This is a genomic window from Pseudarthrobacter sp. MEB009, assembly GCF_030208875.1.
Taxonomy (GTDB): Bacteria; Actinomycetota; Actinomycetes; order Actinomycetales; family Micrococcaceae; genus Arthrobacter.
Window position 1 is genome coordinate 98,156 of record NZ_JARVTC010000015.1, and the last position, 26,410, is coordinate 124,565.

At 59.9% G+C, this 26,410-nt stretch carries 17 protein-coding genes and 2 pseudogenes; 9 read left to right on the forward strand and 10 right to left on the reverse strand.

Going from position 1 to position 26,410, the window contains the following annotated elements; translation table 11 throughout:
• Window positions 1-9 precede the first annotated feature (9 nt).
• From QRN07_RS15870 to QRN07_RS15895, 6 genes and pseudogenes are all read left to right on the forward strand, one after another.
• A complete protein-coding gene (locus QRN07_RS15870; protein ID WP_285241529.1) occupies window positions 10-1,575 on the forward strand; it encodes an ABC transporter substrate-binding protein in 1,566 nt (521 codons plus the stop codon).
• A gap of 74 nt (window positions 1,576-1,649) precedes the next feature.
• Window positions 1,650-3,359, forward strand: coding sequence for a dipeptide ABC transporter ATP-binding protein (locus QRN07_RS15875; RefSeq protein ID WP_285241530.1), 1,710 nt, complete (start codon window positions 1,650-1,652; stop codon window positions 3,357-3,359).
• Entirely contained in the window at window positions 3,356-4,972 is a 1,617-nt protein-coding gene (locus tag QRN07_RS15880) for an amidohydrolase (RefSeq protein ID WP_285241531.1), read from the forward strand. Before QRN07_RS15875 ends, QRN07_RS15880 begins: the two co-directional genes overlap by 4 nt.
• Window positions 4,973-5,053: 81 nt before the next feature.
• Window positions 5,054-5,428: a nuclear transport factor 2 family protein gene (locus QRN07_RS15885; protein ID WP_285241532.1), complete on the forward strand. Its 375-nt coding sequence runs from the start codon at window positions 5,054-5,056 to the stop codon at window positions 5,426-5,428.
• Window positions 5,429-5,454: 26 nt separating this feature from the next.
• Window positions 5,455-6,930 carry an alpha/beta hydrolase domain-containing protein gene (locus tag QRN07_RS15890; RefSeq protein ID WP_285241533.1) on the forward strand — a complete coding sequence of 492 codons (1,476 nt, stop codon included), beginning with the start codon at window positions 5,455-5,457 and terminating at the stop codon, window positions 6,928-6,930.
• Between the two features lie 81 nt (window positions 6,931-7,011).
• Window positions 7,012-7,628: pseudogene (locus QRN07_RS15895) on the forward strand (transposase); the annotation flags it as partial.
• Between the two features lie 71 nt (window positions 7,629-7,699).
• On the opposite strand, the gene QRN07_RS15900 reads toward QRN07_RS15895, so the two are convergent.
• The 10 genes from QRN07_RS15900 to QRN07_RS15945 all read right to left on the reverse strand — a co-directional run bounded on the left by QRN07_RS15900 (window position 7,700) and on the right by QRN07_RS15945 (window position 18,730).
• On the reverse strand, window positions 7,700-8,257 hold the full coding sequence (locus tag QRN07_RS15900) for a MarR family winged helix-turn-helix transcriptional regulator (protein ID WP_285241534.1): 558 nt from the start codon (window positions 8,255-8,257) through the stop codon (window positions 7,700-7,702).
• Window positions 8,258-8,302: 45 nt separating this feature from the next.
• The gene (locus QRN07_RS15905) at window positions 8,303-8,821 is read right to left on the reverse strand and encodes a DUF3237 domain-containing protein (RefSeq protein WP_350224298.1); all 519 of its coding nucleotides are present in this window, start codon (window positions 8,819-8,821) and stop codon (window positions 8,303-8,305) included.
• A gap of 62 nt (window positions 8,822-8,883) precedes the next feature.
• Window positions 8,884-10,515 (reverse strand): amidohydrolase, encoded by a 1,632-nt coding sequence (locus tag QRN07_RS15910; RefSeq protein ID WP_285241536.1) that lies wholly within the window; start codon window positions 10,513-10,515, stop codon window positions 8,884-8,886.
• Between the two features lie 32 nt (window positions 10,516-10,547).
• Complete coding sequence (locus QRN07_RS15915; RefSeq protein WP_285241537.1) at window positions 10,548-11,285, reverse strand: alpha/beta hydrolase domain-containing protein; 738 nt, start codon at window positions 11,283-11,285, stop codon at window positions 10,548-10,550.
• Between the two features lie 106 nt (window positions 11,286-11,391).
• On the reverse strand, window positions 11,392-12,195 hold the full coding sequence (locus QRN07_RS15920) for an ABC transporter ATP-binding protein (RefSeq protein ID WP_285241538.1): 804 nt from the start codon (window positions 12,193-12,195) through the stop codon (window positions 11,392-11,394).
• Window positions 12,192-13,175: an ABC transporter ATP-binding protein gene (locus QRN07_RS15925; protein ID WP_285241539.1), complete on the reverse strand. Its 984-nt coding sequence runs from the start codon at window positions 13,173-13,175 to the stop codon at window positions 12,192-12,194. Before QRN07_RS15925 ends, QRN07_RS15920 begins: the two co-directional genes overlap by 4 nt.
• Entirely contained in the window at window positions 13,172-14,074 is a 903-nt protein-coding gene (locus QRN07_RS15930; RefSeq protein WP_285241540.1) for an ABC transporter permease, read from the reverse strand. The genes QRN07_RS15925 and QRN07_RS15930 overlap by 4 nt, the downstream gene beginning before the upstream one ends.
• Complete coding sequence (locus tag QRN07_RS15935; RefSeq protein ID WP_285241541.1) at window positions 14,071-15,075, reverse strand: ABC transporter permease; 1,005 nt, start codon at window positions 15,073-15,075, stop codon at window positions 14,071-14,073. Before QRN07_RS15935 ends, QRN07_RS15930 begins: the two co-directional genes overlap by 4 nt.
• 123 nt (window positions 15,076-15,198) lie before the next feature.
• Entirely contained in the window at window positions 15,199-16,743 is a 1,545-nt protein-coding gene (locus QRN07_RS15940) for an ABC transporter substrate-binding protein (protein WP_285241542.1), read from the reverse strand.
• Window positions 16,744-18,073: 1,330 nt separating this feature from the next.
• On the reverse strand, window positions 18,074-18,730 hold the full coding sequence (locus QRN07_RS15945; protein WP_285241543.1) for a nuclear transport factor 2 family protein: 657 nt from the start codon (window positions 18,728-18,730) through the stop codon (window positions 18,074-18,076).
• 616 nt (window positions 18,731-19,346) lie between these two features.
• Here QRN07_RS15945 and QRN07_RS19805 point away from each other — a divergent pair.
• From QRN07_RS19805 to QRN07_RS15955, 3 genes and pseudogenes are all read left to right on the forward strand, one after another.
• Complete coding sequence (locus tag QRN07_RS19805) at window positions 19,347-19,841, forward strand: TetR/AcrR family transcriptional regulator C-terminal domain-containing protein (RefSeq protein ID WP_350224300.1); 495 nt, start codon at window positions 19,347-19,349, stop codon at window positions 19,839-19,841.
• A gap of 1,249 nt (window positions 19,842-21,090) precedes the next feature.
• Window positions 21,091-22,764 (forward strand): annotated as a pseudogene (locus QRN07_RS15950) (amidase); the annotation flags it as partial.
• 405 nt (window positions 22,765-23,169) lie between these two features.
• Entirely contained in the window at window positions 23,170-26,052 is a 2,883-nt protein-coding gene (locus QRN07_RS15955) for an aminotransferase (RefSeq protein WP_285241544.1), read from the forward strand.
• Window positions 26,053-26,410 lie beyond the last annotated feature (358 nt).

Consider the following 26,410-nt stretch of genomic DNA (forward strand, 5'->3'; position numbering starts at 1 on the left):
GTATCAAGCATGAAGAAACGCACGCTCCTGCGAGTCGGCATCGGCGCCGCACTCGCAACCACACTTGCTCTGACCGCCTGCAGCGGCCCGGCCCCAACGTCACAAGATTCCCCACGAACTGGCGGGGTGCTCCGCTACGGCGTCGACTCCCTACCGGTAGTCGGTGGTCTGGACCCTGTCGAAGGTACCCAAGCTCTGGCCAACCGCATCGTGCTTGCCCAAATGTACGAGACGCTGCTCACCGTCGACGAAGCCGGCAAAATCCAGCCGGGCGTCGCCAGCGCCTGGACAGAGTCTGCCGACGGCAGGACATTCGACTTCACCATCCGCAATGACGTCACCTTCGCAGACGGTAAACCGCTCACCCCCGAGGATGTCGCATACTCAATCTCCGCCGCCGCGCCAAACGCGCCCGACCAGCTCGCTGGATTTTCACAGGCGCGTGTCGCCGACGGCGGCAAGGTCGTAGTCACCTTCGACCAGCCGAACGGGTCCTTCCTTCCGATTGCCTCGGCATGGTCGGGCATGTTTATCTTCAGCAAGCAATGGTACGAGAGCACCCCCAAGGATGAGCGCATGCGCTCGGCCGACGGCTCCGGCCCATTCGTCTTCGACAGCTGGCAGGACGGCGTCAAGCTCACGCTTAAGAAGAACGAGAAGTTCCACAGTGCCAATGACGTCAAACTCGACGGCATCGAATGGGTGCAAGCCCCCGACAACTCCACCCGGCTAGCTATGCTGCAGCAAGGCCTTCTTGAGGCAGCTGAGGTCACCGACCCAGTCATCGCCGACCAGGCCAAGGCCGCGGGATTCGTTGCGGGCGCCGCGCCCGTGCTGCGGAACATGTCCCTGATGATCTCCGCAGCCGGGACGCCGTTGGAGAATATCGACGTACGCCGTGCCGTCTCGCTCGCGATGGACCGCGACGAGATCATCCGCGTGGGCATGACCGGTAAGGGCGAGTCAGCACTGCCGATACCGCCAGGCGATCCGCGCAAACTCGAGCAGAATCCCGCTGATGCTCCTTACTACAAGCACGACCTCGAGGAGGCGAAGAGCCTAATAAAGAAGTCGGGGCTCAGCGATATCTCCATCGACCTCACCTACGCGGGAGACATCAATGCGGCCGATGTCCCCATCCTCGAAGTGATCAAAGAACAGCTCAAGCGTGTCGGAATCACACTCAACCTCAAAGCAGAAGCCTGGTCAACGATCTCAGCGATCTTCGGCGGAGCGCCAGCTCCCTCCGGACTCATCATGATCCCGGCCATCGCCCAGTCCGACATCAGTGGCTATTTCGCGCCTACAAGCGGGAGCGTACTCGACTTCTGGGGAGAAAACCCCGATGCCAAACAGGCCCGTGCATTTGTGTTGCAGATGATCCACGAGCCGAACCCCGAGAAGCGTCAAAAGCTGGCTCAGCAGGCAACAGACGAATACACCAAAAATGTACTGGTGCTGATTCCTGCTTCGCGCGTACTCGGCTACGAGTTCCTCTCCACGAAGGTGCAGGGCTACAAGCCCGACCCCTTCATGGGCCGGATCCACCTGAAAGACGCCTGGCTCCAAGGCTGAGACGTCCAAGCCCAACAGCGAACGGGGTTCCCGCCTTCCGGCGGGAACCCCCCGGTTAAACAAAGGACCGAGCAATGAACCAGCAGCATGCCCTCCACGTCGAGCGGCTCAGCATCGCCTACGGCCCGGGCGCGCCCGTGGTATCCGACGTCTCGCTGCATGTCGCCCCAGGTGAGGTCGTCGGCATAATCGGCGAATCCGGATCAGGCAAGTCGACGATCGCCACGGCCGCGATGGGGCTGCTTCCACCGAGTGCCATGATCCAAGCCGAGCGCCTGGAGGTCGCAGGACGCGACCTTCTAACAGCCAGCGAACGTCAGCTCCGGGCGTTGCGCGGGCGAGTGGCCTCAATGGTCTTCCAGGAGCCAATGACAGCGCTCAACCCGGTAATGTCCATCGGCGACCAGATTGTCGAGGTAATGCGTATCCACAAGCTCGCGACTCGCCAGGCAGCCCGCGCACGAGCCCTTGAACTCCTTGAACTGGTCCACATGCCGGATCCACAGATGCGCATGCGCCAATATCCCCACCAGCTCTCGGGCGGCCAGCGGCAGCGTGTAATGATCGCCATTGCACTCGCGGCCGATCCGGCACTGCTGGTCGCGGACGAGCCGACCACTGCGCTCGACGTCACCGTACGGACCCAGATCCTGTCTCTGCTGCTCGAGCTTCGGGACCGGCTCAATCTGGGCATCCTCTTGATTTCCCACGATCTGACGATGATCGGCGCCAACTGCGACCGCATCAACGTCATGTACAAGGGCCGAATCGTGGAGGAAGGCGGGGCAGGGAAGGTGCTCCAGTCCCCTCGGAGCCCCTACACCGCTGCACTACTCCAGTGCGCCCCTGGAGCTCATATCCCGCCCCGGACACGGTTGAGCGTCGTCAGCGAAGTGATGGAGCGGCAGACATCGTCGGCGGATTCTGAGGCCCGCCCCTCAACGACGGCCTTGACGCTCGTCGAGCCAACCCCGACGCTCAGCGGCTGGGATCCCGAGGGGCCTGAATCCTTCGTTCGCTTCAACGCGGTCACCAAGGACTACCGCACATCGTCCTTTGGTCATACCCAAGCGCTCAAGGGCATCACTTTCGGTCTACGTCGCGGCGAGACCTTCGGTGTGGTCGGTGAATCGGGCTCGGGAAAGAGCACCCTCGCGAAGCTGGCCATGCGTATCGAGGCCCCAACAAGCGGAACGGTAAGTTACGAAGGAGTGGACCTCGCAACCCTGCGGGGTCGTGCACTACGTGACCATCGCCGTCGAGTACAAATCGTTTTTCAGGACCCTAACGACACTCTTGACCCAAGGCACGCCGTAGGCCGGTCGATCGCTGAGCCCATGTCAGCCCAAGGCCGGCGCGGCCCCGCCGTCGCGGCGCGAGTGGAGGAGTGTCTCGAACTTGTCGCGCTTCCGGCCGACGCGGCAAGTCGGTACCCGCACGAATTCTCGGGTGGACAGCGTCAACGCATCGCAATTGCACGCGCCCTGGCGACAGACCCGGAACTTATCGTGCTGGACGAGCCAACCAGCGCACTCGACGTCTCAGTGCAGGCGCAGATCCTCAATCTCCTAGCCGACATCCAAGCGCGCACGGGCGTGACCATGCTCTTCATCTCGCACGACCTTGCGGTCATCCGGCACCTCTCGCACCGCGTGGCCGTAATGCGGCAGGGGGAACTCATCGAGTACGGAGAAACAGAGACGGTGTTTTCAGCCCCGCGCGAGGAATACACACAGCAGCTGCTTCAGGCCACCGAGCTGGCGCAAGAAAGGAATACAGCATGATCAGTGACTCCCACATTCCCCTCGACCTCGTCGTGACGGCCGGGCGCATCGATACCGGTGAGGGAGGCCAAACCGGAATCAGCGCGCTTGGAGTGCGACGAGGCCGAATCGTCGCCCTCGGCACTTCCGCCGAAGTGGCAGACTGGCCGGTAGCCGGCTCCACATCCCACCACGACTTCGCCGGCGCTACTGTCTGCGCTGGTCTGTCAGACCCGCACTCACACCCGGTGCACGGTTTGCTCGGCATGCGCGGCATCGACCTTGGTGAAGTCCAGAATTCCAGGCAACTGGTCGCGAGGCTCTCGGCGGAGGCAGCGCGATTGGATCCCGGTCAGTGGATCATCGGTCGCGACTTACATCCCGAAGTTTTCGAGGGAGACCCAAACAGTGAAACCCTCGACCTTGGAAGCCCGAAGAATCCCGTTTTCCTCCGTCTTATTGACTTCCATGCTGGTGTGGCGAACTCCTGCGCGTTGAAAGAGGCAGGGATTACCGGGGCGACTCCGCTGCCAGGCGCTGCCGAGGTGGTGCTCGACACGGCGGGAGCACCGACTGGATACCTGAAAGAGTTCGCCGCGATGCGGCTCGTCGAAGACATGGCGCCCGTGCAGAGCGACCGGGAGCGCGCCGACGCACTCCTGCAGCTGCTGCGCGAGATGGCGGCCAGCGGCCTGACCGCGACACACTCCCTCACGTTCGATCAGAGCTGTGTGTCTGCTCTCGAGCTAATCGAAGCAGACACAGACCTGCCACTGCGGGTCCGGCTCTCACCGGTGTGCCGCAGTGGGGCGCAAGACGGCGATTACACGATCGATGAGATCATACGCATGCAAGGCGTAGGTGGCAGGGACTGGATGATCGAGGGGGCCAAGTTCTTCCTCGACGGCACAATCGACAACGGTACAGCGTGGCTCCGCGAAGCGGACACCTTCGGCGAATCGACCCGTTCAGTCTGGGACGATCCCCAGCAGTACTCGGCCGTTCTGCGGCAGTTCCACGACGCAGGGATCCCCACGGCAACGCACGCCATTGGTGACGCCGCGGTCCAACACGCGCTGCGAGTCATCGCCTCGCTTGAACGGCGGGAGAATTCACCCCGGCACCGCATCGAACATGTCGAGATCGCCGACGACGACCTCGTCCATGAGTTCGCCGCTAGCGGCGCGATCGCCAGCATGCAGCCGGCACATGCTGCCATGTCGCTCGGTGTCGATGGCTCCAGTGTCTTCTCACGCAGACTTGCCGAGCGAACCGGAACTGTCTTCCGCGTACGCTCCCTTATCGAGGCGGGAGTCGTCGTGGCGCTGGGTTCGGACTGGCCAACCGGGCCGTTCGATCCACGGACCATCATGGCCATGGCGCGGACGCGGCGCGCACCCGGAACCGACATGGACCCCGTGCTGCCCGCGGAAGCAGTTACGGCCAGGCAGGCACTGACGGCCTACACGTCGGCCGTAGCGACTCTTCACGGCGCGGAGACAACCGAAGGTGTGATCGCACTGGGCGCTCTCGCGGACCTCACCATCTTTGAATCAGACCCGCTGACAGTCGAGGCGGATGCACTAGAGGATGTGCCGGTTCTTGCAACCTTCGTGGCCGGGCGGCGTACGTGAACGCGGCCCACGGCCGATCATGACTCGCTCTGGAGCCACCGCCGCCCCATTCAGTACGGTATTCGAAGAATAGGATCAACCATGCAGGATGTTTCACTTAAAACTTGGTACGACGATTATCTGTCTGCGTTCAATTCACAGGACATCGGCGCACTCCAGCGCTACCTACACAGCGAGATCGTCTTTGACTGGGATGGCGCGATGGACGACCTCGTGGGCCGTGACGCATTCTTTGACTTCTACCGAGTGGCGTGGCGCCATCTGCGCGAGAACGTCCGTGCGCAAGTTCTGGAGGCCGATGAGACGCGTATCCGCGCGTTGGTCCAGAACACGCTCGAAGTCATCGAGGACTGGCCGGACTCTCCGCTCCGCCCCTACGTCAAGGGCGAGATCATCCAACTGGCCGGAGAAATGACGTATACGCTCGACCAGCGAAAGATCACCCGAATTCGATGAGTAGATTCAAAACAGAGGAATGTGAAATGCCCAAGCTGAACCTTCTCGTAGAAGAGATTGCCCAACTCGCGGACCGACCGCCATTCCTGTCCCCGGATGGGTGGGACACACTGACCCATCCATCGCTGGCTTCGGCAGGATATCGAAGCCGCGAGTACCGGGTATCCGGTGAAGCCCGCGTTTTTCGGACACCCCATGCCATCCCTTCGTCTGAGCGATACGCCACACGGGTGATGGTTATCGCTCCGGAGCGTGACGCCGACTTCAGCGGCGTCGTCCATATTGAATTACTAAACCCTTCAAGCGGTTCAGACTTCCCGATGTTCTGGCCGGACGCCGGCTTCCACCTGATGGCCCGCGGCGATGCCTACCTCGGGGTGACTTGCAAGTCGGTAACTATTGCTGACCTTCGTAGCCGCGATCCGGAGCGTTACGGATCTCTATTGATCCCGCATGACAGCATGATCTGGGATCTTCTGGGTTCAGTAGCGGGGGCAACGCATCAAGAGGAGGCTGGAGGTATGCTCCTTGGATTGCGTGCGCCGTCGAGGCGCTTCGCCACTGGTTGGTCCCAATCCGGAAGCTTCCTCCGCAGTTACCTCTCGGAGCGGTTCCATGAGGAGCACTCGTCCGCCCTCGCTGGAGGGGTGCCCAACGGCGGCGAAGCAGAGTCGCAGATTATAGATGGCTACCTCATAGGAGTCTCGAGCGGAGGCTTTGGTCCGATGGGCTACGTCGAAATCGACCGAGACGGGGAGATGGAGCTGGATACGAGCTACACTCCAACTGAGTCGCTGCCTGGCCTTATTGCTCTTGATGACCACAGGCGTACCATCAGCCGGCCACCGGTTCCGGTCATCGAATACCTCAGCGAGGACGAGGCAGTGCAGCACCTCTGGCACCAACGCCCTGACAGCGACCTGCCTGGCGACCAGTACCGCTGCTACCAGGTGCCAGCTCGGGGCCATGAGACAGGGCTACTTCCTACATCAGCGAGACGCTCTGAGAATGGGCTGTCCGATGGAGAAGACCTCGACAGCGAAGATCCGCCGCGCCACAATGGAAGCCAATGGCTCATCGCGGCCACCATCACGCATCTGGTGCTGTGGAGCGAAGGCACCCCGCCCCCGCGGGCAGACCCGATCCCGTTCGATGTGCCAAGAGCATTGACACGCGACACTCTGGGGGTCGACTACACGGGGATCGTCCCAGTACACGATGAGACCGGGCACGCGATGGGCGGACTGCGCTACCTGGAGATCGAGCTGCCCCTGGTACGCATGCATGTCGTGCCTAGCCAACGACACATCATGCGTCCCTGGGAACACGTCCCCTTCACGCGGGCGGAGGCCGATGCCAGATACGGCGGCGAAGCCGCATATGCGCAGCTGGCAAGGCGCCGTGCTGCCCAGCTGGTAAGCCAGGGCTGGCTACTGCCCGAGCACACGGAGCTGGCCATACGGGCGGCATGTGAAAAATATCCGTCACACCTAGATGAGTAATTCCTAGCTAGGCCTTATGCAGAGCAGACCCCCGATGCTGTTTGCGCCGGGGGTCTGCCAATTGTTGGCGGAGGGTGTTAAACCCGCCACTTCCCGGAGATTCCGGACCAGTCCGGGTACGATAAGCGGGTCCCGGCGGCAGGACCGCTAGTCTCCCGCCACCACGCTGGCCCGTCCTGGCACGAGATCCTGCGCCTTATCGACTCCACTCCGCTGCACTGCAGTATGTCCCGGGGAACCGTCAAACGCTCCGACTTGTCCGGCCACGCAGACTGTGGGTCCTGCGCCTCGCACTGGCGCTTCTTCTGGGGATTCCGGCTCTATCTGATTATCACCCCCGAAGGCATGCCTGTGATTTGGGGCTCGCGAACCCTGAACTCGGGGAACGCGAAGTCGCCCAGGCGCTGCTCGAGCGCGAGCACAGGCACATCCACGCCGGGCAAGTCATCCTCGCCGGCCGTCACTTTGAACGGTTCATCACCAAAGACCTCGGTGTCATGCTGATCCGGCCGAACCGCAAAAACGAGAAACCACGGTTCGGGCGGTTCGGCGGGATCCGCCAATGGTTAGAGTCGGTCTTGGACACGCTCAAAGGCCAACTCGACCTGGAACACCACGGCGGGCGTACCCTCGAAGGTGTCTACGCACGAGCCGCCTCAAAAGTCCTTGCGCCTGCCCCCGGGATCTGGCGCAGCTGGCGCACCAACACCCGTCCCTCACCGCTTACTACCTCTAAAACCGCCAAGCACTGTCATGGCCATCCATCACTTCATCCCAAGTCAGTGACGGACCGATCGATGTCGGTCGTATCATCGCCCACGAGCTGCCCGAGGAGCCCTACCAACATGTGCTGCTGGGGGAGTGTCAGGGCGCTAAGCGTTGCAGTAGCGCTACGCATAGCGCGTTCGTGGATCTCCCGGGTGAGGTCGCCACCTTTTGGCGTCAGCGACATGAGAATCGAACGCTGGTCGGTGGATGAGGCGACAGATGTAACGAGCTGTTGGGCCTCGAGCGCTTTGCGTGCGGCGCTAATTGCGGCGCGACTCATGGACGTGAATGAGGCCAGACGGTGGGGTTCAAGGGGGCCTGCGACCCACAAGGTGAAGCAAACGCGGAAGCCTGCCCAGGTGAGCCCGTCGGGAAGCTCAAGTGTGTCGCTGTCAGCCATCAGCCGCGAAGCGCGCCGCAGGAGCAACGTCAATATCACGCCGGGTCCACTTCCGAGATGCCCCAGCTCGGCAACGGTGCGATCCCCGGCCGCTTTCACGAACCTTAGAAAGCTGTCGTCAGGGGGACTCGGCGGTTCCTGTTGCACTGTCATCGTCATCACCATACCTTGGGCTTCGCGGTACGTCGGTTACATTGCCGCGCGTCATGTCAGTTGGTAGAAGCGAACCTTGATGGCGTCAGGGTACCGCGCGCCTGTGCTGACGAAGACGCTGTCGTTGAGCCATCCGTACCGTCCGGCTGGAGCGGAGAATTCGGGCACGCATCGGAAGTAGTACTCGTCAGCGTCCACATCTTCGCCAGCTGCCAACCGCTGCATAACAGCCGGATCCCCGCGACGAAGCCCGCGGTTGCGGCAGCGCAAGTGGACGCCGTCGTCCGTTTCGAGAAGATAAAGCGCATCGATGACGGTGACGCCATCCGGCCGGGTCAATTGCCAGTCATAGCCTCCGACCATGGTTCCTCGGATACGTGGGCCCTCGAATGGCCCTCCTGCGGGTATAGGAATTACCCTTTCGAGTCCCTGGGCAGTGTTACCGATAGTGACGGTTGGTGAGAGGGCGCCGGTGGCCTCGAAGAGTAGTTCTAGCCCTGGTTCACGCATGGGGGCTCCTTTCTGCGGATCGGATTCCGCGAGACATGATCGTGCCCGGGATCCGGACATTGTGAGATTGTTAGGGAAGCAGACAGATGCAGGGAGAAGGCGCTTCCGCGCTCCGCCCAGGCTTAAACGTGGCGAGAGAAAACTTCACGTCCGTCGACCCAAGTCGACGTCACTCGTGCCTCACCAATTTGCTCGGGAGATTGCGCGAATGGGTCAACGTCGAAGATCGCAAAGTCGGCGTCATACCCGACGGAAAGCCTGCCAACTCTGTCCTCTTGTCCGTTGAGGTAGGCAGAACCAGCTGTATATGCATCCCAAATCGAAGTCAGCGACAATGCTTCCTCCGGAAGGAAGCGCTCGGTGCCCGGGGCTCCCGCAGCTTGCCGGTTTACGGCAACGTGCATACCTGCGACTGGATTGATGTCGGAGACGGGCCAATCGCTTCCGGCCGCGAACCGGGCACCAGCCTTCTCTAGGGTTCCAAAGGGATACTGCAACCCGCGAAGGTCAGGATCCAGGAACGGAATAGTCAAATCCTGCATATACGCGTCATTCTGGGCCCAAAGCGGTTGCAGGTTCGCGATCGCCCCGAGCGCGGCGAAACGATCCGCATCTTTGGGCTGCACAACCTGCAAGTGTGCCAAGTGATGTCGTCGCTCGGCTGGGCGGGGAAGGGGCGAAATCGCATCGAGTGCATCACGAACTGCCTGATCGCCGAGGGCGTGAAAATGCATTTGGAAGCCGGCGGCGTCGAGTTGCCTGGCGGCAGACCCCAGCTGCTCAAACGGTACCAGCCGCATTCCTTGGTTATCGGTCGGATGGCCGTGACTGTCGTGGTAGGGCTGGGTTAGCAGCGCGGTGAAGTTGGCACAGGTGCCGTCCAACATGATCTTAATGGAGTCGGCACGGAATCGGGGGGCCCATTCTCGTGCACGATCTCGACGATCGATCAGCTCGGCAACCTGGTCAGTCCCTCGATTGCGATCCCACCACAGAGCTCCGCGAACTTTTGCGATCAGGTCGCCACGAGCCAATGCGTGAAGGTAGACGTCCAGGGCATCAACACCGTTGTCATGGATTCGGAGAAGGGCATCCTGCCAGCCGGTGATCCCATGCGAGAAGCAGTGATCCTGGGCAACGAGCAGCCCGCGATGCATTGCGTGCAAGTCAGGTTCGGGCGCGATGGACTGGACGAGTATAATGGCTCCCTCGTGCAGCGCCCCGGATGGGAAGCCGTCCGCTTCTCGCTCGATGCGACCGTCGGAAGGATCAGGTGTGGTCGAGTTGATGCCCGCCTCACGTAGAGCCGCGCTACTCGCCCAGGCGCTGTGTCTCTCCGCGCTGCGTAGCACGGCCGGGCGGCCCTCCGCTGCCGCGTCCAGTTCCTGGCGGGTTGGCAGACCGTTTGGGAAAAGGTCCTGCTGCCAACCTCCGCCGACCACCCACGCATCTTTGGGCAGGGCGGCTGCGAATTCGGCAATGATCCGCAGAACCTCGTCACGACTTGTCGCATGATTGAGATCGCACTGACCGCGTTCCGTGCCTCCCATCATCGGGTGTAAATGGGCGTCGATGAAACCCGGGCTCAGCAGACCGCCGGCAAGGTCGACTTCATCAGCATGACCGACTCGGTCGCGCACTTCCTCGCGGGGGCCGATTGCAGCGATAACACCATCGACAACGCCGACCGAGGCCGGTCGCGAACCGACCCCGGTCACATAGACTGAACCGTTTGTAAAAATCGTGGAATTCATTGCCTGTCTCCTGTCGAGCTCATTTCGGACCATCAGAATCGGACGCCGCCGAGGGCGAGGTTAAGGGCAGCAGGGGTGTGCTCAGGCAGGTACCAACGCCGCTCGACGAGCTCCGCTAATCGCCTTTCAACGCGTTCCCTATACACCTGTAGCGATCCGTACAGAGCACGCGTTTCACCTCTTGAGAGTGCGCGATGCCCCGACAGATAGCTGCGGAGGAAACTGCCTGACTGCGATGATCCGTTCGCGACGATTCGTTCCGCCCCTTTGAGGCCCGGAAGCAGTCCGCCACCTGCGGGGGCGCGGAGAGCTCGTGCTACAGCTGCGATCGCGTCCCAGAGAAGACCGTCATACTCCACCGACAATCGTGCATTCCTGTCAGGCGCGCTCCTCTTGAGCGCCTCGACGATGACGCTCTTGCAGGTGAGCCCTACGTAGGCGTCGGCACGCCGCAGGACGTACCCGGCTGCATCGGGCCAGAACATGGACGACTCCACTCCGCCGGAAGGGTTCAGAAGCTCTAAATGGACATATCCGCTGAACCTCTCAGGTCGGAGCGGGACGACAGTAAGGACATGGTTAGTGAAATAAGACGTTGCGAGCACCGGGTGGGGCATAGCGCCGTTGTTTTCTGCGAACTGGCGTCCCATGTCGGTAATTGTGAACTCTCGGATGTCGTAGCCAGAGTCCTTGATTACGGCAACATTCTCCGAGATTTGCTGGGGGAGGTGCGATGGTGATTCCGTCGCACCGCTAAGCTCGTAAATCATGTGGAGTGCCTCATCCTAGGTCTTCAGTGGAATTGGTGTTGGTTTGATACGAAAAAGGCGCATCATCTGTTTCCTTTGAGTCCACAACGGCAGTGTCCGCGGGGACTCAGACCTGTTGCCCCCGGTTCATCCTGTCCATGTCCTGCTCGCGATCGGATTCTCGGAACGCCGAGAGCAGAGCGCGAGTGTAGTCGTGCTGCGGCGCGTTCAGGATCTGCTCCGTCGCACCGCTTTCGACGATCAGGCCATCCTTGAGGACGGCCACCTCATCGGTCAGGTGGTCTATAACCGATATGTCATGACTGATAAAGAGCATCGTCAATCCGAGATCCCGCTGCAGCCCCATGAGAAGGTTCAGAATCTGTGCCTGCACAGAAACATCGAGCGCGGACGTCGCCTCATCAGCCACCAGGATCCGAGGGCGGCAGGCCAAGGCGCGCGCGATCACCACACGCTGTCGTTGGCCGCCGCTAAGGGAACTGGGCGCGCGATCGATGATGGCGCCACTTAGACCAACCTGCCTGAGCAGTGCGATCGCACGCTCCCGTGCGGTGGGTAGTCCTTGCCTGTCCGCGACGGCAACCGCTTCAGTTACGGCGGCGACGGGGGTCAGATAAGGATTCAGTGCGGCAAACGGGTCCTGAAATACCATCTGCACAGATCGGCGCAGGCCGTTTTTCCGCGATTGGCTATCCCAGCGGCTACCTTCGATGAGTATGCTGCCCCCAGTCGGCTGGCGCTCATTTACTATCAGTCTTCCCAAGGTTGACTTCCCAGATCCGCTCTCACCCACGAGGCCCATGATCGTGCCGGCGCCAACTGTGAGAGAAATGCCCTTCAAGACTTCAGGGCCGCCTCTCCTGTAGCGATAGCGAACATCACATAGCTCGACTGCCGGAATGTCGCTCATGCCGCCAGGACCTCCTCTGCATAGTGGCACGCCGCAGTGGCACCCTCGCGCACGGTCCGTAGTTCAGGCACCTGGCTGGCGCAAAGCTCAGTGGCCAGTGGGCACCGTTCGCGGAAGACACAACCACCGTCCCGCCATTCGGCGGGAGGTCGGGGCGCGCCTCCGATGGCACCGAGCATCGTCTTGCGCTGGGCAAGCATAGGATCTGCCTGTAGGAGCGCCTTCGTATATGGATGGGACGGTGTGGAGAGAACGGTTGTTGTGGGGCCCATCTCCACAATGCGGCCGCCATACATCACCGCCACTTGATCGCATACGCGGCGGATCACGCGCATGTCATGGGAGACCAGCACCATGGCCATGTCGCGTTCTTTCTGCACTTGCTGGATCAGGCGGAGCACCTCGTTCTGGACTGTCGCATCCAGTGCCGTCGTTGGTTCGTCGGCGACCACAATAGCTGGATCGCTTGCCAGTGCGAATGCCAGCATTACGCGCTGACGCATCCCGCCGGAGAGCTCATGTGGATAGCTGCGAAGAACCTGGTCAGGATCGCGCATCTGTACCTGTTGCATCAGCAAGCGCGCCTTCTCGACCTTCGCTGCCCGGGAACCGGCGAGAATCTCGGTAAGTTGACCACCCACCTTGCGCACAGGATTGAGGCCCGCCATTGAGGCCTGCGGCATGTACCCGACGCGTCGCTGTCGCAAGTGAGCCCACCGGCGGCGGTCGGCCCGCGCGTACTCTTCACCCTGGAACTTAATTGAGCCAGCATCGATAGTTCCACCTGTGAGGCTTAGCATTCCGACGAGAGCGCGGCACAGCAGCGACTTGCCCGAACCCGTTTCTCCTACGACACCCAAGGTCGTTCCGGGCGCGGCCTCCAAGTTGATCGGGCCCAGCCGGACATTATCCCCTAACGAGAACTCAAGGTCTCGGACTCGCAGGGTTGGCTGCGCACCCGAAGCAGTATGCAGAGTCATTCGTGTTTCCTCAGTTTCTTCGAAGTTCGATCAAGCAATCCGTCGGCGATGATCGACGCTGCGACTGCCGAGACGGTGAGAGCAAGCGCAGGAAATATGACCTGCCACCAAGCGGAAACAATCGACGCCCGTCCTTCGTACATCATGGATCCCCACTCCGGAGTGGGCGGGGGGACCCCGGCCCCCAGGAACGGGAGGCTGGCCACGAACCCGACGATCATCACGGCATCGGCGACAGCGTAAGTACCTGTGACCGCAATCACCGCAGGCATGATGTGGCGGAATGTAATCCGATACTTCCCATACCCCATGAGTTCGGCGGCAATAACATACTCCCGCGACCTCAGTCCGGAAGACTCCGCCCGTGCGAGCCGTGCGTAAATCGACCAGCCCACGGTGACGACACCGACGAGGATTTGAAACACTCCCGGAGCCGTCCCCAGCACACTGACCTGATTACCGACCGTAAGCAGGATCATGAGAATCAGCAACGGAAAGGGTACGGCAATGAGCGCGTCCGTTACCCGCATCAGGACCGTACCCCATTGCGTCCGCTTGGCTGTGCCGGCCAGAGTGCCCAAAATGGTGCCGATGGCGAGGGAAATCAATGCGCCAAGTACTGCTACCAGGTAGTCGACGTGAACGGCGACGAACGTGCGGGCGAAAACGTCGCGCCCGAGAACATCTGTGCCGAACGGGTGCCCAGGAGAGGGCGGGTCCAGCGGGGGACCACTCACTGCATTCGGGCCATGTCCGACCAGGATAGGGGCAAGGAAGCTCATGACGATGAAGAACACCAGCACCAGAACGCCAGCTACTATGGGCAACGAGCCGCGCTCTTTGGAACGTCGCTTCCTAGGCTGCGCGGCGACGAGCGTGTTGAGAGGAATGTTAGTCATTGGACACGCACCCTTGGGTCAGCGATGGTGTAGACGACGTCAGTGATGAGGCTTATGACGACCGTGAAAATCCCTGTGAAAACCGTCACCCCTACGATCACCGGGTAATCGCGCTGCCCGACAGCGGTCACTACCACTGAACCGATTCCCGGAATCCCGTACAGAGCCTCGATGATCACAGCACCTCCAATCAGTACCGCCATACTGAACCCGATGAGAGTGATGACGGGAAGAAGTACGTTCGGCAAGACGTGGCGGGTGATTAGGGACACCCGGGATATACCACGACTGATCGCAGCTTCCACGAATTCCTCACTCATCAGCCTCGTCGTCTCTCGCTCAATGGATCGGACGAAGATCGGCGTCATGAACAGTGCAAGAGCCAGGCTGGGAAGCCAAAGATAGCGCAATGCATTCAGCCCGTCCTTCGACCAACCTCCCGCGGGCGCCCAGTGAAGCTGAACGCTGAACAAGATCAATAGATAGATTCCGACCAGGAAGGACGGAATGGCAACAAGTACGACCATGGAGATACGGAGGGCGTGAACGCCCCGGCGCCCCATTCCGAAGGCGGGCAGGAGACCAAGCGGGAAGGAGATAACCAGCGCGAACAGAATTCCCGTGACCACTAGCGACAGCGTGATGGGAAGTGCGCTGCCAACCATGGAAATAACGGGCCGCTGAGTTGTCATCGAAGTCCCGAAGTCTCCGTGCATGAGCCCTGAGAGCTGACTCAGGATCTGGGAAGAGAGCTGTTGGTCCAGACCAAGCTGAGCGCGCAGGGCAGCCAGTGACTCGGGCGTAGCTTGCATACCCAAAATTGACTGGGCAGGATCGCCGGGCACCAGACGCACAAGCACGGCAGTTCCGACCACAATCAGCACGACAACAATCACGAGCTGCAGAACGCTCCGCGCGACTCTCCGCATCAAACGCTTCCAGCCGCGCTGCCTTCCGTGGCCGCTGGGGGTGGTTGAAATCACCTCTACTGTGGCGCTCATCCGTGCTGACCAGACGCCGGAAATGAAGGAGCCGGCTTGTCAGGAAGGAGGGTGCCAGCGGCAGCTTTCAAATAGTTTTCTTCTGCCCCAGGGAACACGCCATCCCACACTTCGGCGCGCAGCCTACTGCCCTGCAATCCAGAACTCCGAGTTCGGCTGCAGGCCAATGACGTCAACGAGATTTGAGCGAACACCGTAGCGACTCGTCACACCTGCAATGGGGATGATCGGAGTCCAGTCCTCGAAAACCTGCAGAACGTGAGTGGATGCCGCTTCCTGCTGTTGTGGTGTCTGCGCCCCGAACAGGGCCCTGAACGCGGGCTCTATGTCATCGTTGTTGCAACCAGCGAAAATGCACATGGTGGATTTCGGATCGAAGATGCCCTCGGCGGAACTCGGCACATTGAATTTGCTGAAAGTGACGACATTGAGGTCGAATCCGCCGTTGATGGAATTCTGGATGAACTGCTGATCCTCGACGGGCTGAATGTTCATTTTCATCCCAAGCGGCTCTAACTGCTGCTGTAGCACGGTGGCCACACGTCCAGCGTCGTCGGAAGCACTGGCGAAGTAGCTGGCGGTGAATGTACAGCCGCTTTGGCAAGCCGTCCCTTTGAGCAGCGTCTTCGCCTGCGCGACATCCTGCTGGGAATAGACCTTTACGGGTTGTGGGTATTCGGCTATGACAGGGTAAGGACCGGTCTGTACTTTGGCATCAGCGCCGTACGCCGGAGTCGCGAGTGTCTTGCGATCGATAGCCCACGCTATGGCCTTGCGGATGCGCGCGTCATGGAACAAGCTGCCTTCGCGGTTATTCGGCACGATGAACATACTCGCCAGGCCGTCGACCATCGGAGCCGTCAGATCCCCTGAGATCTGATCCGACACGTCCTGTGGCAATGTGGGAACGAGGTCAACATCTCCGCTCTGCAACCGCTTGACGCTGGTCGGGGTGTCGGCCACGACGCTGAACGCCAGCTTCTTGATTTTGGGCTTCGTTCCTCCAAACCTCTCGTTTCTGACCAGTGTGAACGAATTCTCCTTGACATTTCCCTCGGGAGCGTAAGAACCGGAGAAGACCGGCTTACCCTGGAAGTAGTTTTTATCTGTCGCCGCTGCGGCAGGAAGGATGCCCATCGCTGGCACTGCCAGCATCTGCCCAAAGTCCGCTGAGGGAGCGTTCAGGCTGATCTTCACTGTTGTCTTGTCCGGCGCTGCCAGGTCGGCGATGAGCTCGGCATAGCTTTGATTGGGACCAGGGGTGTCGCGCAACCTGGTGAGGGAGGCAACCACGTCTGTGCTCGTCAAAGGCGAGCCATCGGAAAACGTCAAGTCGGGCTTAAGAACGACCGTATAGTTCTTGGCGTCATCAGAGGCGGTCAAGCTCTCGGCGAGCATGGGCTCCGTCTTGGTCGCACTGCCCTTGACGAACCGCACCAGCCGGCCAGTAGTCAATCCAACGATCACTGAGTCGGACAAGTAAGGGCCCGCGGCCGGATCAATCGAGGTTACTGCGGTAGACAGATCGATATGAACCTCGTCGAGGTTGGCTTGCGACAGGCCTTCACCTGTCCCGTTGCCGGAACATGCGCTGAGGGCCAGGGTAGCGGCGACGAGAAGCGCCGCTCCCGATAGGTGGGCGGTTCGGGGCTTCCAAATTTGAGCCATCTCTACTCCTCTGTAGTGCGATGGAATGAGTCTCTTGGGATATCACATGCTGTGGAGCTGTCGTCTTCGTTGAGGTCGAGCGGCTTCGCGGTTGTCGAAGTACCGCCGCTTGTTTTGCGGCCGGGTCCTGCATCAAAACAAGGCTAAGAGCAAAATGTGATGTAGTCAACAACTGAATTATATTTGGGAAACTTTAGGGGCGGAGTAGTCCGAAAACCCCCGGAAAGACGCGGGTCATGATGAACGAAGAAAATCTACGACAGTTCATGACTGAACTGATTGCTACGCGTTATCCAAGGGTGAACCCTGCCTTGATCGATATGAGGGGGGGCGTGGGCAGAGTACGCCGGGGAGATAAAGCCAGCGGCGTGGGTCTGCGGCTTGAGGTGAAGGTGCCTGCCCCAAACAATCGCCGACGGCTCGTGACCCGTGCCTGACGACCGGGAGAAGGCGGTGAAAGCTGATCTGTCCGCATGCCGGCTCCATACCAAGGAGTGGTCGTCACCAAGGAGTGGTCGTCACGGTCGCTCGCAACCGTGAACGGCGTAGCCGCCAAGCAGGATGTCGCTGTGGCCCCATAACTGAGGCTAAGCTGCAAAAGCGCTCCGCCAAACCGACGTCGAGGACGGGATCGGTTCTACGACCAACTTCTCTGTCTTGAGGCGGCCTTGCTGGAGGATAGGTGAACCATCCCATCACGCCGGCATTCCGGCGTCGCGTTGCACATGCGCTGGGCGGGGGCAGTTGGGAACACGGCACGACGCCGGGACGAGGGGCCAAGGTGCAGCGGACACGAGAAGATGTGTTATTCAGGGTGCCGGCGAGTAGCCAGATTTGGTTGCGACAGGGAATCACCAGCTCGCCTTGATTTAAGTCCCACTGCTCGAGCGGCCGATTTAAGATCTCCGGTGTTTTGGCAACCCCGGCGCTTCGACCTGACCAGGTACGTGTTGAGCGTCTTCAGATGAGGCTGAAAGGTTGGCGCGACGCAGAAAGCACGGACGGCAGTTCTTGCCGTCCGTGCGGTTCGCCGATCTTTCCGCCCTGGTGCTACATCGCCAATTGGTTGATGTTGGTTTCCTCTTGGTCGGCCAGCAATGGAGCGTGCTCCCTGGTTTGAAGTGCCATGACGAACGAGTCCGAGCGGGTTCGGCTCATCAGCGCCAACCATTGCGCTGAGGTTGGCCTTTGGACCTTGGCGATCCGGCTTCCTGCCTTCCCGCTTTGTACGAGCCTCTCAAGACCTGGGCAGAATGCGGACTCGATAAGACAAAGGTGATCGAGCATCTCTCCCGAGCGACATTGGCGCCCCCGCCCATGTTAGGGGACTTCAAATCCGCCGAGTTCCACCACCGATCACGCCGCCAGCGATACCGATGTCGACCATCTCCTGATCAGGATCGGGCGCGTGGACACGGAACCAAAGTTTGGAGATTTTCCACTCGCCGTCCTGCCGGACATACTCCGTCTCGTAGCGCCCCTCGGACCATGGACCCCATACTCGAAGCATGCCGAGGGACGTTTTAAAATCAGCCTGCAGCCGGTGCCACGTCCACGTGGCGCGCCCCGTGTCTCCATCTACCACGATGTCCGGCGACGACAGGATGTAGCCATCGTTGCTGTGTACGACGGGAACCAATTCATTAGTAAACATCGCGCCGATGGCGTCGCGTCCCCGGTGCACTCCGTGATGACGGATGTCGCATACCGCGTCCTCCGTATAGGCGGAAGCCACTGCTTGCCAGTCGCGCGCCGCGAGATCGCGAATGTACTTGTGGTGAAGCGTGGCTATCGCCTGTGCCGACTCGAGATTTTCGACCCGACGCTCCAGCGCTATCAGATGCCGCGTTAGATCCTCATGATTCATCGTCTGACACTCCTTGGTTGTCAACTGCGCAGGTTGGTTGTCGACTGCCCACGCTGCATTTTGGGGGACAAGCCAGTCCAGCCGTCCTGCCTTCGTCACCAGTTTTCCGAATGAAGCCACACTACGTATAGTAGTTATTTTAGTCAAGTAGTGAATTACTTTTGAAGCGAATCGGCCCTAATGGAGCCCAATCTTCCGCAAAACAAGTTCACTGATAGACGATATAAGCTACAGAAGCGTAATCTGAAACGCCTACCGGCCAGGAGTTCCGAAGCGCGTCCAATGGCTGCCCTGCAGCCGCGGGGCAGCTGTGGCAGTCGTTTTCCTCTGGACACTCGGTCATGATGCGGGGATTCATCCATCTGATGTGCGGTGGAGGGGCAATGAACAACAAAGCGGGCAACGTCATTGGCGGCACCGGACAAGGGGTCGCTGAAGGACACCAAGATTGTCGCGTACGAGATCAATGCCAAGCCCGTAGCCGCGTAGTGCGAGGCATTTCGGACGTCAGGCGGCAGCGCCGTTGGCCATGATGGGTAGGGTGGGTATCAGATCCCCAAGGAGGTCAGCCATCGCCCGCCCATCCCAACCACTGCTAAGCCGCGAGTTGATTGCCAGTACCGCCCTCGCCCTCGTTGACCGCATCGGCGCCGACGGTGCCAGTATTCGGCGCGTCGCGGCGACGCTCGGTGTAAACCCCACCTCGCTGTATAACCATGTACCAAATCGCGCCGCCATGATTGAAGACGTGAGGGCGATCGTCTCTGCGGACATAGATTCGCGGCCTCTTCGGGAATGCCCTTGGGAAGAAGGACTCCGGCTATGGGCGCATTCGTACAGACTGGCATTCGCCGGTCACCCGCGAGTGGTTCCTTTATTGATGACAACGCGCGCCTCGTCACCCGTCCTGCTATCGGAGTACGAGGATTTTGTGGTCGCTGCAGAAGCCGTTGGATGGACAAGTAGGGACGTCCTGCCCCTATTGACTGCCTTCGAGTCCTTTATTTTAGGAAGTGTTCTCGACATGTCGGGGCCCAGCATCGTGTTCGATCCAACTGGCCAAGAAGAGCGACTTCCGAGGTTTTCATTGGCGTTCGCGTCCTTGTCAACTGAGGACCCAAGTGATCCAGTCGCGTCACGCGCGTTCGAGATGGGTTTGAGTATGTTGGTAGCGTCCGCCAGGCCAGGACGCAGCCCAATTTCTGAAGGCCAGCAGCTGGCATGCGGGTGAGATCGCTGTGGAGTTTATCGATCCCATTGCGCCGAGGAGGATGGCGAAGGTAAGAAAGATCGCGGCTGAACCCATCACTCGGTGGACGAGAACCACGAACACGCTCTCGGCTAAGCCCGGATTTCCAAGCTGCTTGCGGTGTCTCCTGGCCCATTAATGGAGAGCATCGCCGCTGCTATGCCTAACGAAAACAACCACCAGAATCGATGCCGCCGTGCTCTCAGTGGAAGTAGGACCCCGCGAGACTTAGGTTCCTTCTCCCGTTGTGGCGACAGTGGCCCAGCCCCAGTAAACGAAGATCGAGACCGCAAGTCCCGCTGAGAAGGCACTGAAACTATTCATCCGGGTGGGGTCAAACCATGAAATATCGGGCGTGGGTCCAGCAGGATTGTCAGAAGACGCAGCTTCCTTGCCTAGCTCGATGAGGAATCACCCCAGATCCGCCATCTGGAACGCGACCGTGCAGTACTGGAAGATCATGGCCGAGGTCATCCCGAGGTAGGAGATGCCGTCGACAATGCCATGAATGACAAGCACATCACGAGGTTGATTAAGTGGTTGTCGGTTAGACCGACGCACGACTTATCTTTAGGGACGATGGCTAGTGTTTGACAAAAAATCGACGGCAATTCCGGCAAGATTGAAAAGAACAAGTGGTGAAAGCTACGAGCTCACCCGGTAAGCCACCCAAGCCACGGTCCGAACGCGCGGGATCCCCGGGTAAATGAGGTTTCCGGAGTCGGGCATGGCGGTGTTCGGGGCCCGTATCCGAGAGCGACAAGAAGCATCGGGATGAATCCCACGAGAAAGATGGCCGGCATCTGATCGCTAACGACCCATGCCTCTGGTCCGGTTGCCGCTGCCAAAGTGATTGCCGACGCGCAGGTCGAGATCCCTTCTACCAGTGCAAGAACACCAACCTATCCTCTGGCCACCCTTTCCTGCCCAGACCGATTACCGCGTCCAGGGCGGGCATCTGCGGGGTGGCGCCTTTGAGGTCGAAAATGACATGGCAAACAGGCTTTTTGGGGGAACCGGAGCAGACGAAGGGCCAAGACAGCAGGGACAGGCTGTGAAAAACCTTGTCCTGGAATCGATCACGCTCTGAAGGAATGGTGCGTGAAATGTCTTGTCAATTGATAGGCTTGCCTGCTTTAAAGGGCCTAGTGCTATCTAAACAAACGGTGTATGTTTTAAATCATATGTCCTTCAGGTAGTAGCCTGAGCCTTCCACTTGAGAGTGAGTACCATGGATTTGCGGAGCTTCACAGTCGTCGAAGCCGACATCGACGACCTATCCGGCGCACTTGAGGCAGGGCTCGTGAGCAGCGTCGAGTTAGTGATCCGGTATCTCAACCGCGTCGCCTTTTATGATCGCTCCGGACTTAGGCTGAATTCTGTATCAACAATCAATCCGAGTGTGTTGACGGAGGCCCGGAACTCAGACCTCCGGCGTTCACGGGGGGCAATGCTTGGGCCGTTGGACGGTATACCTTTCACCGCAAAGGACAGCTACTGCGTCCGGGACCTGCCGGTTGCTGCCGGATCACCGGCTTTCGCCAACTTGACGGCCAGTGAAGATGCGTTCGCGATTTCACGTCTTCGGGATGCTGGGGCCGTGTTCCTTGGTCTTACGAACATGCCTCCTATGGCCGCGGGAGGCATGCAGCGCGGTGTTTACGGGCGAGCAGAATCTCCCTATAGTGGCGAATTTCTGACATCGGCGTTCGGCTCCGGTTCCTCCAACGGTTCCGGGACCGCGACCGCGGCCAGTTTCGCGGCCTTCGGTCTCGGCGAAGAGACCTGGTCCTCAGGGCGAGCGCCGGCCTCGAACAACTCGCTGGTCGCATACACGCCTTCTCGCGGCCTCATCTCCGTCCGAGGCAACTGGCCCCTTGTGCCGACGATGGACGTTGTTGTGCCGCACACCCGTTCGATTTCCGACATGAAGCACATACTCGACGTCATCGTCGCTGACGACCCATCGTCGGAGGGCGATTTGTGGCGTTTGCAGCCGTGGATCCCGTTACCAAAGCCGTCCACGATGCGGCCGGATTCATATACCGCCATTCCCGACCTTCCATTGGCCGGGCTTCGCTTGGCGGTACCCCGGAACTACGTGAATGCTGACCCGACGAGCAGATACCCTATTGAGACCCGGAAATCGATTATGGCCCTGTGGGAGGGGCTGTGTGATGATCTACGGAAGGCCGGTGCCGAGGTCATCGAGACTCCATTCCCTGTAGTGGACAACTACGAGCGGCTCCACGATGGCGATCGGGATTTTGTCGATCGAGGATGGGTGAGTAAAGACTTCCTCAGCGATGAAGTCGGAATGTTATCGGCCTGGGCGCTGGACAACTTCCTGCGTCAGAACGGCGACCCGGCAATCGATGGCTTGGCCAAAGCGAAGGCTGAACTCATCTTTCCGCAGCCCAAAGGAGCCCTGCCTGACAGATACGGCATCTTTGAGTTTGACATCGCCTACGACCTTTCAGATTTTGTTGCAATGGCCGAGGATGGGGTCACCGAGTGGAAGCAAGTTGTGACTCTCGAAGACGGGTTGCGTGGTCTCGAACGCACACGCAAAGAGGACTTCGAGGATTGGTTGTCAGGAAACGGCTTTGATGCGGTGATATTCCCTTCCGCCGCTGACGTTGGACCCTCCGACTCAGATGTTAACCCGTCGTCTGCCGATGTCGCCTGGCGCAACGGCGTCTGGGTTTCGAACGGCAACCTTGTACCACGACACCTTGGCATTCCCACTTGGACCCTTCCATTGGGGACAATGTCAGATACCCGGATGCCGGTTGGCGTCACCGTCGCTGGCCCTGCATACGACGACATGCGCCTACTGCAACTGGCCTCAACGATGGAAAAACTCCGACCACGACGCGCCGTACCTCCGCGAACGCCACCGCTACCGGGGGAGGCGCTGTTTCCGGTCAGCCTCCCTCCCGGATCCGACTCTCTCGAGGTGCGAATCGAAGACGTCGAGGTAGAAAGAACCACCACCAACACCACTGTCCGTTTCGTCGCAACGGTAACAGCAGGTAGAGCATCAGAGTGTGCAGCCTTCGTGGACGGGCAACCTGCACCGACAGTGCTGGAAGGAACTCGGATCGTGGGGAGCTGGTCGACCCATGCCAATGCCTACAACCATCGACACAGCGAGTGGCGGCCAGCATACGGTCCCTTGGTAACGCTCGCTGTCCGCAGCTCCAGCGGCGCCGTGGCTGGCGCCTTGGGAACATCCAAGCACGCGCCCCTCTAAGCTGACTGCCCATCTGACGACTGGGCGCACACACTTTCCCCGCAAAGGAGCACCATGCCTCAAAATATTTTCAACTATTTCGATCAGGTCGAACTGCCGACTCCCACACTCGAACCCACTGAAGTCTTGGACCTTGTCGCCAGCACCTTCGGTTTAGAGATCTCGGTCGAAGCCCTTGGCAGCCAGCAGGATCAGAACTTTCGATTGTTCGAACACGGGTCGCCCCACCCCAAAGGGGTGCTCAAAATCAGCAACCCGGCTTTCAGTTTCGCCGAGATCCAAATGCAGGATCAGGCCGCGCTGCTTCTAGCGCAAAACCAGAACACGCTTCGCGTACCTCGTATCGTGACGGGTCCACGGGGGCCACTGTCAGCATGGTGGGAAACTTCACAAGGTCTCCTCCACGCGCGCGTGATTGAGAATATCGCGGGACGCACGCTGACGGGGTCCGACTACTTGGCGCCCGATGTTGTCAGTCGTATGGGAGAAATCGCAGCTAGAACGAGTCTGGCACTAGCGGATTTTGAACATGCCGGAACACATCGGGTCCTGCAGTGGGATCTCCGGCACGCCCGCCGGGTGATCGACCGGCTTCTTCCACTGGAACCGGACTCATCCATCCGGCGTTTCGTTGAGGAATCGGCTCTTCGCGCGGGACTGGTTCTTGAAGAAGTCGAAGACAGGCTGCCGGTGCAAGCGGGGCATTTCGACATTACCGATGACAACGTTCTTCGTCCGGATGGAGGACGGTTGCCTGATGCGGTTATAGACTTCGGCGATGTGTGCACGTCGTGGCGGGTGGGGGAACTCGCGGTCACCATCTCTTCACTCCTACACCATGATGGAGCGACCCCGGCGACGACCTTGCCCGCGATCCGTGCTTTCCACAAGTTGCGTCCCCTCGATGAGAGCGAAGTATCTGCACTTTGGGCACTGGTGGTTTTGCGAGGAGCCGTCCTCGTTCTAAGTGGGCGGTGTCAGGTCAGGCTGGATGCCGACAATTCCTATGCGGACGCCGCCCTCGAGCGCGAGCTGCGAATTCTCACCGTTGCGGCATCCGTACCACCGGAGGTGATGACGGGGGCAGTCCGCCAAGCTCTGGGGATGCCCATCAAGGACAACCCATCTTGGACCTGTAAATCCGTGCTGCCGCCCCTGGGCGTCGTTACAACTCTTGACGCAGGAACCACCTCAAGCCTTAATGACAATGGTGCCTGGATGAGAGAGTCAACGCTTGATAAGGCCGCCGCCGCGGCTCTGAGCACCGGAGTTGACGCTGTTGTGCTGCCCGCCTGGTCCGCGGTGCTTACCGCTTCGCCGATCCGGACGCCGACGGTGCCAGAAACGTTTCCGACAGGTTTGACGCTCTGGCTTTCAAGGCCAACATCTTTGTCAGCGGAAGCCCTGGTTTCCAGAATCAATGACGACTCCATCGCCGTCGCAATCGCCGGCGCGGTGCTCACGATATCGGCCGTGGGCCTGGGTCGTAAAAGCACTCATCTTTTACCGGCACGCACGAAGCTCTTTGTTCAGTTCGACCGGCGCGGAGTATCCGATGCCCCTGCGATGGTGACAGCCGATCTCATGGCAGGATGGGCTGCGATTTTGAGCGACCCTGCGCCGGCACTCGGACTCGTCTCCAGTAGCAGATCTACCAACGATGACGTCCTGGAGCGTCGCAAAGGTGTCCTCGCGAACGTCCAGGAACATTACTATGCGGTGCCACCCCAGATCGAACGTGGGTGGCGGGAATACCTCATAGGAGTTGATGGCCGTATTTATCTCGATATGGTCAACAATGTCGCTTCTGTGGGCCACGCCCACCCTCGGGTAGCCGAGGCGGCGAGCCGGCAAATGAGACTCCTCAACACGAACTCCCGGTTTCACTACCGCGCAATCGCAGATTATGCCGAGCGGATTGCCGCTACGTTGCCCGACGAGCTCGACACCGTGTTCTTTGTCAACTCCGGTTCCGAAGCCACTGACCTAGCCATCCGACTGGCAATGGCCAGCACGGGGCGGCGTGACATCGTCGTGATGCGGGAGTCCTACCATGGGTGGACTTTTGCAAGCGACGCAGTGTCCACATCGATCGCCGACAATCCAAATGCCCTTGAGTCACGCCCTGAATGGGTCCATACCGTGGAAGCAGCCAACTCCTATAGAGGAGAGCTACGGGGCAACGAAGCTGCCGGATATGCATCGAATGCAGTGAAGATCATCGACGAACTTGCCGCTGGGGGCACGCTGCCTGCTGGCTTTATCTGCGAGTCCTACTTCGGTAACGCAGGCGGCATCGCACTGCCGGATGGCTACCTAACGGACGTCTACGCGGCAATCCGCAAACATGGCGGCATCGCCATCGCCGATGAGGTGCAGGTTGGCTTCGGCCGCCTCGGCGAATGGTTCTGGGGTTTTCAGCAGCAGGGAGCTGTTCCCGACGTCGTTGCTGTCGCCAAGTCCATCGGAGCGGGGCAACCCATCGGAGCAGTTGTTACCCGTCGTGAGATCGCTGATCGATATCGCACACAGGGATACTTTTTCTCATCGACCGGCGGATCCCCCGTTTCGTCAGTGATTGGCATGACTGTACTTGACATCATCCAAGACGAAGGCCTACAGGAAAACGCACGCGTCGTTGGCCGACACCTCAAGAATCGCCTAGAGGCATTGAGCAAAGAGAACGACCTCATCGGGGCCGTCCACGGCTCGGGGCTCTACCTCGGTCTCGAGTTCGTCAAAGACCGCTCAACTCTCGAACCTGCAACGGACGAAACAGCGGCGATCTGTAATCGCTTGCTCGAACTAGGAGTCTTCATGCAGCCCACTGGCGATCATCTGAACGTCCTGAAGATCAAGCCACCGCTATGCATCTCCCAAGAATCTGCCGACTACTTTGTTGACAGCCTGGCCCACGTTCTCGAAACGGGGTGGTGAGGAATGGTGTGGCAAATGCTTTCAGAGGCCGCCGAATACACGCGAACTTGGATGGCCTTCCCTCGAGGTTAGCGCAGAGGCTGTCGGCCCAAGGATAGGCGTTGGTTAGTGTGGGTACTGTCAGCTGCCACTGAGGCCATTCAGCCGATCGGCTAAGGCATCTCTTTCTGACGCACGACGGGGAACTAGCAAGTGCCGGTAAGAGTCAGCACTCCTATACCTGGATGGCTGACTGGATTCAGGCTTCGGTGACTGGTCATGTTGCTTCTCCCGGTTTGCACGATGACAGGGGTAGAAAGGGGGGTACTTCCTGTGGAGCCCTTAGACGCAAAAGGTGGGGCTGCCAAATGAATCTCCA

Coding starts and splice junctions, on each gene's coding strand:
- QRN07_RS15905 (WP_350224298.1), bottom strand. CDS start 8,821: ATGTCCGGATCCCGGGCACGATCATGTCTCGCGGAATCCGATCCGCAG.
- QRN07_RS15920 (WP_285241538.1), bottom strand. CDS start 12,195: ATGAGCGACATTCCGGCAGTCGAGCTATGTGATGTTCGCTATCGCTAC.
- QRN07_RS15915 (WP_285241537.1), bottom strand. CDS start 11,285: ATGATTTACGAGCTTAGCGGTGCGACGGAATCACCATCGCACCTCCCC.
- QRN07_RS15955 (WP_285241544.1), top strand. CDS start 23,170: ATGCCTCAAAATATTTTCAACTATTTCGATCAGGTCGAACTGCCGACT.
- QRN07_RS15930 (WP_285241540.1), bottom strand. CDS start 14,074: ATGACTAACATTCCTCTCAACACGCTCGTCGCCGCGCAGCCTAGGAAG.
- QRN07_RS15935 (WP_285241541.1), bottom strand. CDS start 15,075: ATGAGCGCCACAGTAGAGGTGATTTCAACCACCCCCAGCGGCCACGGA.
- QRN07_RS15880 (WP_285241531.1), top strand. CDS start 3,356: ATGATCAGTGACTCCCACATTCCCCTCGACCTCGTCGTGACGGCCGGG.
- QRN07_RS15875 (WP_285241530.1), top strand. CDS start 1,650: ATGAACCAGCAGCATGCCCTCCACGTCGAGCGGCTCAGCATCGCCTAC.
- QRN07_RS15900 (WP_285241534.1), bottom strand. CDS start 8,257: ATGACGATGACAGTGCAACAGGAACCGCCGAGTCCCCCTGACGACAGC.
- QRN07_RS19805 (WP_350224300.1), top strand. CDS start 19,347: ATGATTGAAGACGTGAGGGCGATCGTCTCTGCGGACATAGATTCGCGG.
- QRN07_RS15940 (WP_285241542.1), bottom strand. CDS start 16,743: ATGGCTCAAATTTGGAAGCCCCGAACCGCCCACCTATCGGGAGCGGCG.
- QRN07_RS15870 (WP_285241529.1), top strand. CDS start 10: ATGAAGAAACGCACGCTCCTGCGAGTCGGCATCGGCGCCGCACTCGCA.
- QRN07_RS15910 (WP_285241536.1), bottom strand. CDS start 10,515: ATGAATTCCACGATTTTTACAAACGGTTCAGTCTATGTGACCGGGGTC.
- QRN07_RS15890 (WP_285241533.1), top strand. CDS start 5,455: ATGCCCAAGCTGAACCTTCTCGTAGAAGAGATTGCCCAACTCGCGGAC.
- QRN07_RS15885 (WP_285241532.1), top strand. CDS start 5,054: ATGCAGGATGTTTCACTTAAAACTTGGTACGACGATTATCTGTCTGCG.
- QRN07_RS15925 (WP_285241539.1), bottom strand. CDS start 13,175: ATGACTCTGCATACTGCTTCGGGTGCGCAGCCAACCCTGCGAGTCCGA.